At 69.4% G+C, this 13,141-nt stretch carries 10 protein-coding genes; 8 read left to right on the forward strand and 2 right to left on the reverse strand.

Annotation, left to right across the window (positions count from 1 at the left end; translation table 11 throughout):
* Positions 1–175: 175 nt before the first annotated feature.
* On the forward strand, positions 176–871 hold the full coding sequence (locus tag FEF34_RS37150; protein ID WP_138057085.1) for a YoaK family protein: 696 nt from the start codon (positions 176–178) through the stop codon (positions 869–871).
* A gap of 49 nt (positions 872–920) precedes the next feature.
* Here FEF34_RS37150 and FEF34_RS44400 read toward each other — a convergent pair whose 3' ends face one another.
* Entirely contained in the window at positions 921–1,748 is an 828-nt protein-coding gene (locus tag FEF34_RS44400) for a transposase (RefSeq protein WP_138057961.1), read from the reverse strand.
* Here FEF34_RS44400 and FEF34_RS37160 point away from each other — a divergent pair.
* From FEF34_RS37160 to FEF34_RS41685, 4 genes are all read left to right on the forward strand, one after another.
* Entirely contained in the window at positions 1,631–4,264 is a 2,634-nt protein-coding gene (locus FEF34_RS37160) for a SpoIIE family protein phosphatase (protein WP_234042915.1), read from the forward strand. The two genes, FEF34_RS44400 and FEF34_RS37160, sit on opposite strands and share 118 nt — an antisense overlap.
* A gap of 750 nt (positions 4,265–5,014) precedes the next feature.
* Complete coding sequence (locus tag FEF34_RS37165; RefSeq protein WP_138057086.1) at positions 5,015–5,902, forward strand: glutamate ABC transporter substrate-binding protein; 888 nt, start codon at positions 5,015–5,017, stop codon at positions 5,900–5,902.
* Between the two features lie 268 nt (positions 5,903–6,170).
* Positions 6,171–6,863 carry a response regulator transcription factor gene (locus FEF34_RS37170; RefSeq protein WP_138057087.1) on the forward strand — a complete coding sequence of 231 codons (693 nt, stop codon included), beginning with the start codon at positions 6,171–6,173 and terminating at the stop codon, positions 6,861–6,863.
* 163 nt (positions 6,864–7,026) lie between these two features.
* Positions 7,027–7,482, forward strand: a complete 456-nt coding sequence (locus FEF34_RS41685) for a hypothetical protein (protein WP_234042928.1) — start codon at positions 7,027–7,029, stop codon at positions 7,480–7,482.
* Positions 7,483–7,786: 304 nt separating this feature from the next.
* On the opposite strand, the gene FEF34_RS37180 is transcribed toward FEF34_RS41685, so the two are convergent.
* Positions 7,787–8,140, reverse strand: a complete 354-nt coding sequence (locus tag FEF34_RS37180; RefSeq protein WP_138057088.1) for a hypothetical protein — start codon at positions 8,138–8,140, stop codon at positions 7,787–7,789.
* 428 nt (positions 8,141–8,568) lie between these two features.
* Between FEF34_RS37180 and FEF34_RS37185 the strand changes: the two genes are divergently transcribed.
* The 3 genes from FEF34_RS37185 to FEF34_RS37195 are packed head-to-tail and all read left to right on the forward strand — an operon-like array spanning position 8,569 to position 13,092.
* Positions 8,569–9,606: a LacI family DNA-binding transcriptional regulator gene (locus FEF34_RS37185; protein ID WP_138057089.1), complete on the forward strand. Its 1,038-nt coding sequence runs from the start codon at positions 8,569–8,571 to the stop codon at positions 9,604–9,606.
* Positions 9,603–11,147, forward strand: coding sequence for a sugar ABC transporter ATP-binding protein (locus FEF34_RS37190; protein ID WP_138057090.1), 1,545 nt, complete (start codon positions 9,603–9,605; stop codon positions 11,145–11,147). The genes FEF34_RS37185 and FEF34_RS37190 overlap by 4 nt, the downstream gene beginning before the upstream one ends.
* A complete protein-coding gene (locus FEF34_RS37195) occupies positions 11,137–13,092 on the forward strand; it encodes an ABC transporter permease/substrate-binding protein (RefSeq protein WP_138057091.1) in 1,956 nt (651 codons plus the stop codon). Before FEF34_RS37190 ends, FEF34_RS37195 begins: the two co-directional genes overlap by 11 nt.
* Positions 13,093–13,141: the final 49 nt, after the last annotated feature.

Below are 13,141 nucleotides of genomic sequence, written 5' to 3' on the forward strand. Positions count from 1 at the left end.
CCGTCCAGCACACCGTCGTACCCGCCGAAACGGCCGGACGGGCCGAGGAACCGGTCCGTGCAGCCGTTTCACGCAACGGCGTCGTGCCCCGTACCGTCCGTATGCTGGTGCTCCCGCTCCACATAGGGACACCGATCGCCCCCTCATTGTCCAACCGCTGCCCCGGAGCGCCTGGATGGGTGAAGACGCCACAGTCCCTGTCACGATCAGCTCGCTGGTCATTGTGGCCAATGGCTATGTGGACGCCTATCTGTACATGGCCCACGGTGGCGTGTTCGCGGGAGCGCAGACGGGGAATCTGGTCCTGTTCTGCGTCGACCTGGCCCAGCCTCAATACCACGGATCCCTTGCGCACCTGTGGCCCATGATGGCGTTCGTCGCAGGCGTCGTGGTGGCCGAGTCCTTCCGTGGCGCCTCGACAAAGGGCGATCGAGCCACCCGCTCTCCGCTGCTGTACGCCCTCGCCCTCGAAACCGCGGTGCTGGCCGTGATCGGAATGGCGCCCGGGGCCATTCCACAAACCGCGATCACCACATCCGTCGGATTCGTCGTCGCACTCCAGGTCGTCTTCTTCCAGATGGTCAGACCAGCCACCTTCCTCACGGTCGCCATGACCGGGAACCTGACCAGGGTCACCGGCGCGGCGCTGACCGCACGCCGTACCCGGAGCCGGTCCGACCTGCGTCTCGCGGTCTTGTACGCGTCAGTCATCTTGTCTTTCGGCGTGGGTGCCGCGATCGGCGCGCTGATCACCGCCGCCATGGGAACACGGTCGTCGCTGGTGGTCGCGGGGCTCTTTGCGGTGTCCTGGGCGTCGCTCCGCGTGACGGTCCCCGGCAAACCGAGATCCTCGGACGGCACCGGCACATGACGAAGCAAACGAGGGGGCGCTGGACAACTCGCGGTGAGCCCGGGCCCTGCTAACCGGGTCTTCGGAGTTGGGCGCTACGGAGGCGTCCGCGCCCTCGGCGGATGGTGACGCAGGGTGCGCGTGGGTCTTGGCTGTCTGCGTTGAGGAACCCGAAGGCGGCGCGGGCGGCGAGACCTCCCCTCGGCCGGCAGCGGGTTCCACGTCTTCGCGAACCGCTCGTCGGTGAGGTCCTCGCGGTTGCGCAGCAGGCGCCGCCTCGCCCTCCATTCCGGGTCACTGGCGCGTCCACGCGGCCGCGGATCCCGGCGGTGGTGCGGCACCTCACCGTGGAGCGCATCCTGTCGGCGATCCGGACGACGTGGAAGTGGTCGACCACGACGGTGGCGTCGGGCGGGCCGGTGCGGATCGCGGCACGGTGGGTGGCCGAGATGTCGATGGCGTGGTGGATGCTCTTGCGCCGGGTCAGCGGTGTGCCGCCGAGCCGGGCCGTGCCGCCGCCTTGGAGCGCGTGGTCGGTATCGGCCGGGGACACGGCGGTGCAGAGGGAAGGCCCGGTTCGGCAGCCCAGCGGGTCCCCAGGGCCCCGGCAGCGGCCGTGACCGGCCGTGCTCCGGTCCCGACTTCCCGCGCGTCTCGCTTCCGGGAGTGACCTCGGTGGAGAATGAGGGAGTGGCTGGCGAAGACATGTCCGGTCATCGCGACCGGTCGGAGCGTTTGTCGGGCAGCGCCTCCCGTGGGCGGCTGTTCGGCACTCCACGTATGCGCACCGTAGCCAGCCAGGTGTTCGTTCTGCAGGTGGCCGTCGTGGTGCTGCTCGTCGTCGCGGCCGTCGTGGCGTTGTTGCTGCAGTCACGGAGCGATGCGGAAGCGGCGGCACGTGACAGGTCCCTGGCCGTTGCTGAAACGTTTGCGCAGTCGCCCGGCACTCGACAGGCCCTGAAGAGCCCCGATCCGACCGAGTTGCTGCAGCCGCGCGCGGAGGCCGTGCGCAAGGCCACCGGTGTCGACTTCGTCGTCGTGACGAACACGGACGCGATCCGCTACACCCATCCCCTTCCCGACCGCATCGGCAACCGCTTCGTCGGCAACATCCAGCCCGCTCTCGACGGGGCCGTGGTCGTCGAGTGGATCACCGGCACCATCGGGCCCCTGGTGCAGGCGATCGTCCCGGTCGTCGACACCGACGGCACCGTCATCGGTACCGTCACCTCCGGGGTCACCGTCGAGAACGTCAGCGGCACGGCGAACCAGCAGCTGCCCGTGGTGCTCGGCGCGGCCGGATCCGCCCTCATCCTCGCCACCGGCGGCACGGCCCTGATCAGCAGGCGGCTGCGGCGGCAGACGCACGGCCTGGGACCGACCGAGCTGTCCCGGATGTACGACCACCACGACGCCGTTCTGCACGCCGTGCGCGAAGGGGTGATCGTCGTCGACGGCAACCGCCGGCTGGTGCTCGCCAACGACGAGGCGCGCCGGCTGCTCGGCCTGCCCCCGGACGCCGAGGGGCGGCCGGTGTCCGACCTCGGCATCACCCTCAGCATGGACGAACTGCTGGAGTCGGGGCGGACGGCCACCGACGAGGTGCACCTGGCCGGCGACCGGATGCTGGCGGTCAACCAGCGCTCGACGAGCCGGAACGGCGGGACGCCCGGCAGCGTGGCGACGCTTCGCGACACCACCGAGCTGCGGGAAGTCACCGGAAGGGCCGACGTCGCGCACTCGCGTCTCCGGCTCCTCTACGACGCAGGCCTGAGGATCGGCAGCACCCTCGACGTGGTACGGACCGCCGAGGAGCTGACGGACTTCGCGGTCCCGCGGTTCGCCGACTTCGCGACAGTGGACCTGCTGGACCAGGTCCTGCGCGGCGAGGAGCCGGTCAGCGCCGGTGCGGACGGTTATCCGATGCGCCGCATCGCCGTCTCCGGCGTCCGGAGCAATCCCCCGATCTACCCGCTGGACTCCTTGATCGACTTCGTTCCCGCCACTCCCCAGGCCACGGGCTTCCGCAGCGGCCGGGCGATCCTCGAGGCCGACATGACGACCTTCGCGGGCTGGCAGGAGCAGGATCCGGCGCGAGCCCGCAAGATGGTGCACTACGGACTGCATTCCATGATCAGCGTCCCGCTCCAGGCCAGGGGAGAGGTCCTCGGCGTGGCCACGTTCTGGAGGTCCGGGAAGCCCAAGCCGTTCGAGGACGGAGACGTGACCCTCGCCGAGGAGCTCGTCGCCCGCGCCGCACTGGCCATCGACAACGCCAGGCGCTACACGCGCGAGCACACCATGGCCGTCACGCTCCAGCGCAGTCTGCTGCCCAGCGTGCTGCCCGGACACTCGGCCGTCGAGGTCGCCCACCGCTATCTGCCCGCCCACGCGGGCATGGGCGGCGTCGGCGGTGACTGGTTCGACGTCATCCAGCTCTCGGGCGCCCGGGTCGCCATGATCGTCGGCGATGTCGTCGGACACGGTCTGCACGCGGCGGCGACGATGGGCCGGCTGCGCACCGCGGTCCACAACTTCGCCACCCTCGACCTGTCACCGGACGAGCTGCTGTGGCATCTGGACGAGCTGGTCACCCGGATCGACCACGAGGAGTCCGGCAGCAGCGGGCGACCGGCGATCACGGGTGCCACCTGCCTCTACATGATCTACGACCCCATCTCCCGGGGATGTGTGATGGCACGAGCCGGGCACCTCGAGCCCGCCCTCGTCCACCCTGACGGCAGCATCGATTTTCCCGAGCTGCCCGCGGCACCACCGCTCGGGCTCGGAGGGCTGCCCTTCGAGACCGCGGAGCGGCTGCTGCCCGAGGGCAGCCGGCTGGTGCTGTTCACCGACGGCCTCATCGAGAACCGCGAACGGGACATCGACGAGGGGCTGAGGATGCTGCGCGACGCGCTGGCCGCCGCCCCGCCCACCCCGGAGGGGACCTGCGGTGCGGTACTGGACGCGCTGCTTCCCGACCGCCCGAGCGACGACATAGCCCTGCTCGTCGCCCGCACCAGAGTGCTGGACAGGGAACGGGTCGCCGACTGGGACGTACCCGGAGATCCCTCGGCCGTCTCCGAGATGCGGGAGGCCGTGACGGAGAAACTGGGGGCGTGGGGATTGGACGACCTGGTCTTCACCACCGAGCTGATCCTCAGCGAGCTCATCACCAACGCCATCCGCTACACCGCCGGGCCCATCAGAATGCGGCTCGTTCGGGACCGCACGCTGATCTGCGAGGTGGCCGACTCCAGCAGCACCGCACCGCACCTGCGTCACGCGGCGACCATGGACGAGGGCGGCCGCGGGCTGTTCCTGGTGGCCCAGTTCGCGGAGCGCTGGGGAACCCGTTACACCACCGAGGGCAAGGTCATCTGGGCCGAACAACCACTGCCCGGCGAAGCGTGACGGCGGCACGGCACCGAGCCCGATCAGGGCTCCCCAGGGCGACCTCCACACGCGGTACCCGTCCGGGTCCGCCCGCCACCCGACCGGGGCGGGCGTCCGGACAGCCCGGTGCGGCGGACAGCGGGCACCGCGGTGCGCAGTTGCCTCCGCGCGACCGGCGCACGCTGTACGGCGGAAGTCTCCGCCCCAGCGCACCCTCCCGGAGTGACGGCGGGCATCGTGACCCGTTCGGCCAGGTCATGCCGCAGGGCGAGCGTGGTCGTGGTGCGACAGGGCACCAGCCGGGCCGTTCTGCCGACGGGTTGAGACCGCGAACCTCCTTCAACAGCACGGAAGTCCCGTGCGTTGCGGCCGCCCACCCGCATGAGCCGCCCACCCGCATGACCTGAGGCGCCCGATCCGCGCCGCGCGGAAAGTGCCCAACGATCAGCGGTGCCAACGCAACGGACGAGATCCTCAAATTTTCCTCAGATGTGCGATGTGCTGTGCCTCACGTCAGTATCGTGCGGCTACCACCGCGGGGGTGCAGGGACACCGATTCCCTGACCAAGCGAGTGTGCTGCGCACATGAGGCCGCATCAACGAGTCGAAGGGAGCAGCCGGCCGGTGCCGCATGGCCCAGCGGGATCCGAAGAGGGGCGGTGCGGGTACTGCCCCTGCGAGCGCCGTGCCACAGCCGGTACCGGGAGCGCCGATGAGGCGGTCTCGGTTGCCACGTTCCCGTCCAGCAATCGGTCGAAGGGTTTACGCATGCGGTATCGCAAATCAGTTGCTGTGGGAATTCTTTGCATCTTGCCGACTACCTCTTCGTGTGGTTCCGATGACGACACCGGCGGCCGAGCGTCGGGGCTGCCCGCATATCCGGTCACTCCGGAAGTGATGGTTGACTCTCCCGTGTTCAAACGCGCCAAGAGGGAGGGCAAGATCGTTATCGGCTCCAAGGACGACCAGCCATTCCTCGCCTCTGTGGATGCGAACGGAGATCGGTCCGGCTTCGATATCGAGGTGGCCAGGATGGTGGCGGCCGACCTTGGTTTCTCTGCCGACCAGATCGAGTTCAGGACGGTCCGCTCCGACTCCCGCGAAGAGGCCATCGCCCGAGGCGACGTCGACCTCTACGTCGGCACGTACACCATGAACGCAGAACGCATGAAGAAGGTGGACTTCGCGGGTCCGTACCACTTGGCAGGCGCGGATCTGCTGGTCCGGATGACCGAGATGCAGATCGATGGCCCCCAGGCTCTCAAGGGCAAGAAAGTCTGCTCGGTGAGCGGGTCCACTCCCCTGCAGGAGATCAGGAAGCCGAACTATGGTGCCATAGCGGTCGAACTTCAGAGTTACCCCGAGTGTGTGCGTCAACTGCTCGACGAGAAGGTCGATGCGGTCACTACTGACGATGCGATTCTCATGGGTTACGCCGCTCAGCATCTGCTGAAGATACGGGTCGTGGGTGCGCCGTTCACGAAGGAGCCCTACGGGATCGGCATGAAGAAGGGTGACCGGGCCCTGAGAGACGCAGTCAACGATGCACTCGAAGTCCATCGCGACAACGGAGACATCGAGGAGGCCTTTCTCGCGACCCTGGGCCGGTCGGGGTCCTCGTACGGGACCCCTCCGCCGCTTCAGCGCTACCCCTGACCGCGACGAGTCGCACACGACCGTCGATCTGTGGTGACGCCGCGCGGATGACACCACGGACCTGAGCGGCATTTGAGGATCGTCAGCCGATCCATCGGCATCAACCCGGCCGGGCCCAAGAACTACCCTTCGGTAGGTCAGAACGGAACTGTTGGTCAGTCAGTCGAAAGTGTCCGCGATGCGGATGACGTCTTGACGCGGCATGCGAAGTCGGAGTGAATTCGCCCCACTGCATCGCCGAACGACTGACAAATGCCAGGGAGCCGGGATGAGACTTCTACTCGTCGAGGACGACCACCATGTCGCTGCCGCGGTGTCCGCGATCCTCACCCATCACGGATTCGAGGTGGTCCACGCCGGTAGCGGCAAAGCGGCCATGCAGACACTGCTGACGAACGATGTCGCCCCCTTCGACGTCATCCTGCTCGACCTGGGTTTGCCCGACCAGGACGGCTACGAGGTGTGCGGCAGAATCCGAAGATGGACCAGCACTCCGGTGATCATGGTCACGGCACGCTCCGACATCGGGTCCCGGATACACGGCCTCAACCGTGGAGCCGACGACTACGTCGTGAAGCCGTACAACACCAGGGAACTCATCGCACGTATCCACGCCGTCAGTCGGAGGACCGCCCCATCGAGTGACGGTGAGGTGCCGCATGGGAGTGATCTGCGCTTCGGCACCGTACGAATCGAGCTGACATCCCGCCGGGTGAGTGTGGCCGGTACGGCGGTGCATCTGACCCGCAAGGAATTCGACCTCCTGGCGTTGCTGGCACAGCGGCCCGGCGTCGTCTTCCGGAGGGAGCAGATCATCAGCGAGGTGTGGGAGAGCCGTTGGGAGGGCGCGGAGCGCACCCTCGAGGTGCATGTGGCGTCCCTGCGTTCCAAACTGCGGACGTCTACCCTCATCGAGGTGGTCCGCGGGGTCGGATACCGTCTCGCTGCCCCGTCTGCATAGGGCCCCGCACTCTCCAGGTGGATCCATGACGTGCGTGCCGCCGCCCTGTCCTACCGCATGCTTGCGCCAACGGTCTCGCTCGACGTGAGGCCGTCGACGCCGGCCCACCTTCCCGCACCACAACGTCGGAAGCAGAGACCGCGCCGCTGTTCGGCTTCCGCTCGTGGCTGACGACATCCGACCGGATGCCGGCACTCCCGGGGCCGGAGGCCGCAGGGGTGAAGGCCGCAGAGGTGAAGGCGAACTGGAACGGATCACCGCGGGCGGACCGGACGAACTCGAAGAACAGCTGGCCGAGCAGCCGGCGAAGGTGTGCGCCGAGCGGGACGAACTCGCCGTCGCCGAACGTGTCCTCGAGCCGGTGAGCCGGCAGCTCGCCAACGAGCGCGCCTCGGTCGGGCCGTCGCCGGGGCAGTTGGGCGGCCGGGCGGTGATGCTGATCCCGCACCGCGAGCCGGGCGTAGGGGAGACCATGCTTCCGCCGGACGATCAGCGAATCCTCGCTGCCGTGCGGCAGGCTGCTGGACCGGTCATGGCCGGGAGGTCGGCGAGGTGCTGGGGGTGGACACCAGTGTGCGGAGCAGGCTGGAGCCGCTTCGGGGTAAACCGGTCAGGCTGAGCGATCGCGGCCGGCCCGCGGAAGGCGCCCGACGGTCGGTTCACCACCCGTCCGTGAACGGGCCCAGCGCGACCGTAACCGGGTTGCCCCGGCGGCCGTTGCAACGGGCACCCACGACAACACCGCACCGCCGCCCGCCACGGCTACATCCCGACCGTGAGATCGCATGGCGGAGGATCATCCTCGTACCGGACCTGCTCGGATGACTCCGACGTCGCAGCGTGGGGGGCCTCCCGTGCCCGAAGGGCCACGGGGGGAGTGGGTGCCAGGCGCCGCGGGCCGGGACGGACTTCCGCAGCACGCTCTAGCGGGCCGCCGCGGGCGTCTGTGCCGTACGGCGACGCGCACGCACGTCACGGGCCCATACGCAGAGGGCCCCGGCGAGCCAGCACAGCATGACGGCCCGCCCCGAGGGCGCCTCGGTGAACGCGCCGGTGACGGCGCCCACGGCAGGACCGGCGACGAGCGCCGCGGCGGCCAAGCGGTCCCTCCCGCGCCACCACACGAGCAGGAGCCGGACGAACGCGGCCCATTCCGCGTAGGCCTCGATCAGCCGTGCTCGAGCGCTCCAGTCCGGGGCGAACCCCAGCGAAACGGTCACGCACACCAGGGCGACGACGCCCACGACGCGCGTTCGAACTCGGGAATCCGAGAACACGGGGCTCTCCAAGGATGTCGGTGGCGGAGGGGATCCTGCAGTGCGGACCCGTCTCCTCTCGCGCCGTTGCGGTTGCGTGCCAGTCAGGACGCGAGCCTACGCGGCCGAATCTGATCCTTGCCCGGCGCCCCGGCACCGGAGCCATGGAGTGCTCCAAGGGCGTCCGGCGGAGAGTGGCCGACGCGGCAGGTCCGGGTGGCGCAGTGCAGCTCGCGCCGGATGCGGTGCCGCCGCAGCGACAGGAGCATCGCGCGTTTGCGTTGCACGCCACCCCGCCTCTGTGCGGCAGGACCGCGACGGCGGGGTCACGATCCGGTCTCGTCCTTCAGCACCCTCTTGCCGACCCCTTGTGTAATCGATTCCAATCGTCCCTGCGCAGATCATGTAATCGATTCCACGCGTCATTCCACAAGAGAGGTGGACCAGCGATGGCGAGTATCAAGGACGTCGCCGCCGAGGCGGGCGTCTCCGTCGCCACGGTCTCGCGTGTCCTGAACGACCATCCGTCGGTCAGTGCGGAAGCACGTTCGCGCGTGCTGGCCGCCGTCGAGACGCTGGGCTACCGCCCGAACGCCGTCGCCCGTTCCTTGCGTACCGACCAGACCCACACCCTCGGCCTGGTCATCAGTGATGTGCTCAACCCGTACTTCACCGAGCTGGCCCGCTCCGTCGAGGAAGAGGCCCGCGCGCTCGGCTACAGCGTGATCATCGGGAACGCCGACGAGCGGCCCGACCTCCAGGACCACCATGTCCGGAACCTGCTGGACCGCCGTATCGACGGCCTCCTCGTCTCCCCCACCGACGGTGGCTCTCCGCTGATGCTGGACGCCGCTCGCGCGGGGACGCCGATGGTGTTCGTGGACCGGTGGATCCCGGGTGTGGACGTGCCCGTGGTGCGTGCGGACGGCCGGGCGGCCGTACGGGACCTGGTCGCACATCTGCACAGCCTCGGGCACCGGCGCCTCGCGATCATCGCGGGACCCGCCGCGACCACGACCGGACGGGAGCGCGTGGAGGCCTTCAGGGAGGCGCTCTGCGCGTACGGTCTCGACCTACCCGACGCCTACATAGGGCAGGGTGACTTCCAGGCCGAGAGCGGGCGCCGGGTCACCGAGGGCCTCCTCGACCTGCCCGAGCCCCCCGAGGTCGTCTTCGCGGCCGACAACCTGATGGCTCTCGGCGCCCTGGACGCCGTGCGCGCGCGTGGGATGCGTGTTCCCGACGACCTCGCGCTCGCCGCCTTCGACGACATCCGGTGGTTCGTGCACACCGATCCGCCGATCACCGCCATCGCCCAGCCCACCGGCGAACTGGGGCGCGCCGCGGTGCGCGCGCTGGTCGCCCGGATCGAGGGGCGGCCGGGCGAGTCCGTAACCCTCTCCGCCCGTCTCGTCGTGCGCCGTTCGTGCGGCGCGCCCCCTTCAGCCGTACCGCCCCCGTCCCCCGTACGAAGGAGTATGTCGTGAGCGACCCGGACGAGTTGCTGCGTATCGAGGGCATCCGCAAGACCTTTCCCGGCGTGGTCGCGCTCGACGGCGTCGACTTCGATCTGCGCCGGGGTGAGGTGCATGTGCTGCTCGGCGAGAACGGGGCCGGCAAGAGCACGCTCATCAAGATGCTCTCCGGTGCCTACACGCCCGACGCCGGGCGGATCCTGGTGGATGGTGAGGAGGCGCACATCAATGGTGCGCACGACTCCGAGCGGCTCGGGATCGCCACCATCTACCAGGAGTTCAATCTCGTTCCCGATCTGTCCGTCGCCGAGAACATCTATCTCGGGCGGCAGCCCCGGCGGCTCGGGATGGTCGACCGGAAGCGGATGGAGGCCGACGCCGGGGAACTGCTCGCGCGCGTCGGCGTGAACGTGTCCCCACGCGCGCCCGTGCGTGAACTCGGAATCGCCCGGCTTCAGATGGTCGAGATCGCCAAAGCGCTCAGTCTCGACGCGCGCGTGCTCATCATGGACGAGCCGACCGCCGTACTGACCACTGAGGAGGTCGAGAAGCTGTTCGCCATCGTGCGGCAGTTGCGGGCGGACGGTGTCGGGGTCGTGTTCATCACGCATCACCTGGAGGAGATCGCCGCCCTCGGGGATCGCGTGACCGTCATCCGCGACGGGAGGACCGTCGGCCAGGTGCCTGCCTCCACCGGCGAGGACGAACTCGTACGGCTCATGGTGGGGCGGTCGATCGAGCAGCAGTACCCGCGGGAACGCGGTGATGCCGGGGCCGCGCTGCTGACCGTCGAGGGGCTCACGCGGGACGGGGTCTTCCATGACGTGAGCTTCGAGGTGCGGGCCGGTGAGGTGGTGGGGATCGCAGGGCTCGTCGGGGCCGGTCGTACGGAGGTCGTACGGGCCGTCTTCGGAGCCGACCCGTACGACAAGGGGGCCGTGACGGCCGGTGGTGCCGCGGTGAAGCGCCATGACGTCAACGCCGCCATGGCCGCCGGGATCGGACTCGTGCCCGAGGACCGCAAGGGGCAGGGGCTGGTGCTCGACGCCTCCGTCGAGGAGAACCTCGGGCTGGTCACCTTGCGGAAGGCCACCCGCGCGGGGCTCGTGGACCTGAAGGGCCGGCGGGAGACCGCCCAGCGGATCGCGGAGCAGCTCGGAGTGCGGATGGCCGGGCTCGGCCAGCATGTGCGGACCCTGTCCGGTGGCAACCAGCAGAAGGTCGTCATCGGCAAGTGGCTGCTCGCCGACGCCAGGGTGCTGATCCTCGACGAGCCGACGCGCGGGATCGACGTCGGCGCCAAGGTCGAGATCTACCAGCTCATCAACGAACTGACCGCCGCCGGCGCCGCCGTCCTGATGATCTCCAGCGATCTGCCCGAGGTGCTCGGCATGAGCGACCGGGTGCTGGTGATGGCACACGGGCGGATCGCGGGCGAGCTACCCGCCGACGAGGCGACCCAGGACGCAGTGATGGCGCTCGCCGTCAGCAACCCCACAACGGAAGCCGTCAGCAACCCCACTACGGAAACGGAGGCCACCCGTGGCCACTGACACCATCAAGAGCTCCGCGGGCGCGGGCGGCGCCGCCGGCCCCGGAGGGTTGCGTCGGCTGCTGCTCGACAACGGGGCGCTCACCGCGCTCATCGTCCTCGTCGTCGCGCTGTCGGCGCTGTCCGGCGACTTCCTGACCACGGACAACCTGCTCAACATCGGCGTCCAGGCGGCCGTCACCGCGATCCTCGCCTTCGGTGTCACCTTCGTCATCGTCGCGGCGGGAATCGACCTGTCGGTCGGCTCGGTCGCCGCGCTGTCCGCGACCGTCCTCGCCTGGAGCGCGACCAGCGAAGGCGTTCCGGTCGCCCTGGCGGTGATCCTGGCCGTCGCGACCGGCATAGCCTGCGGCCTGGTCAACGGCTTCCTCGTCTCCTACGGCAAACTCCCGCCGTTCATCGCGACACTCGCCATGCTGTCCGTGGCGCGCGGGCTGTCGCTGGTCATCTCGCAGGGCACGCCGATCGCCTTTCCGGAATCGGTCTCGCACCTCGGCGACACACTCGGCGGTTGGCTGCCGGTGCCCGTGCTGGTGATGGTCGTCATGGGTCTGATCACGGCGTTCGTGCTGGGGCGGACGTACATCGGGCGGTCCATGTACGCGATCGGCGGCAACGAGGAGGCGTCCCGGCTGTCCGGGCTGCGGGTGAAGAAGCAGAAGCTCGCCATCTACGCGCTGTCCGGGCTGTTCGCCGCCGCCGCGGGCATCGTGCTCGCCTCCCGGCTGTCCTCCGCGCAGCCGCAGGCCGCCCAGGGCTACGAGCTGGACGCCATCGCGGCCGTCGTCATCGGCGGTGCCTCGCTCGCGGGCGGTACCGGCAAGGCGTCCGGGACACTGATCGGTGCGCTGATCCTGGCGGTGCTGCGCAACGGCCTCAACCTCCTCTCGGTGTCCGCCTTCTGGCAGCAGGTGGTCATCGGTGTGGTCATCGCGCTGGCCGTGCTGCTCGACACCGTGCGGCGCAAGGCGGGGGCGACTCCGGTGGGTGCCGGTGGGGGCGGCAGCAAGGGCAGGCAAGCGGTCACGTACCTCCTGGCCGCCGTGGTCGCGGCGGCGGTAGTGGGGGCGACCTCGCTGCTGCACGGCGGCTCGTCGACGGCGGCGCAGCAGAAGATCGGGCTGTCGCTGTCCACGCTCAACAACCCCTTCTTCGTGCAGATCCGGGCGGGCGCGGAGGAAGAGGCGAAGAAGCTCGGCGTCGACCTCACCGTCACCGACGCGCAGAACGACGCCTCGCAGCAGGCCAACCAGCTGCAGAACTTCACCAGCGAGGGCCTGGCGTCGATCGTCGTCAACCCGGTGGACTCGGACGCGGCCGGCCCGGCGGTACGGGCCGCCAACCGTGCCGGCATTCCCGTCGTCGGCGTCGACCGGGGCGTCACCAAGGCGAAGACGGCCGCGCTGGTCGCCTCAGACAATGTCGAGGGCGGCGAGCTGGGCGCCCGGGCGCTCGCCGAGAAGCTCGGCGGCAAGGGCACGATCGTCATCCTGCAGGGCCAGGCCGGTACCTCCGCCAGCCGGGAGCGCGGCGCGGGCTTCGCCGAGGGGCTGAAGGCGTACCCGGGCATCAAGGTGGTCGCCAAGCAGCCCGCCGACTTCGACCGCACCAAGGGCCTCGACGTGATGTCGAACCTCCTCCAGGCGCACCCCGGCATCGACGGCGTCTTCGCCGAGAACGACGAGATGGCGCTCGGTGCGATCAAGGCACTGGGCTCGAAGGCCGGTACGTCGGTCCAGGTGGTCGGCTTCGACGGTACGCCGGACGGGCTGCGGGCGGTCGGGGACGGGACCCTGTACGCGTCGGTGGCCCAGCAGCCGAGGGAACTCGGCCGGATCGCCGTGGACAACGCCCTGCGGGCCGCCGAGGGCGAGAAGGTGAGTGCGACGGTGAAGGTGCCGGTGAAGGTGGTCACCAAGGAGAACGTGGCCGACTTCGGCGGCTGACGTCCCACGTCCGTCGCCGGCTGACGCTTCGGCTCCAGCCACCTACCAG

It is taken from the genome of Streptomyces marianii (assembly GCF_005795905.1).
Classification (GTDB): domain Bacteria; phylum Actinomycetota; class Actinomycetes; order Streptomycetales; family Streptomycetaceae; genus Streptomyces; species Streptomyces marianii.

Coding starts and splice junctions, on each gene's coding strand:
- FEF34_RS37185 (WP_138057089.1), top strand. CDS start 8,569: ATGGCGAGTATCAAGGACGTCGCCGCCGAGGCGGGCGTCTCCGTCGCC.
- FEF34_RS37170 (WP_138057087.1), top strand. CDS start 6,171: ATGAGACTTCTACTCGTCGAGGACGACCACCATGTCGCTGCCGCGGTG.
- FEF34_RS37160 (WP_234042915.1), top strand. CDS start 1,631: ATGCGCACCGTAGCCAGCCAGGTGTTCGTTCTGCAGGTGGCCGTCGTG.
- FEF34_RS37165 (WP_138057086.1), top strand. CDS start 5,015: ATGCGGTATCGCAAATCAGTTGCTGTGGGAATTCTTTGCATCTTGCCG.
- FEF34_RS37150 (WP_138057085.1), top strand. CDS start 176: ATGGGTGAAGACGCCACAGTCCCTGTCACGATCAGCTCGCTGGTCATT.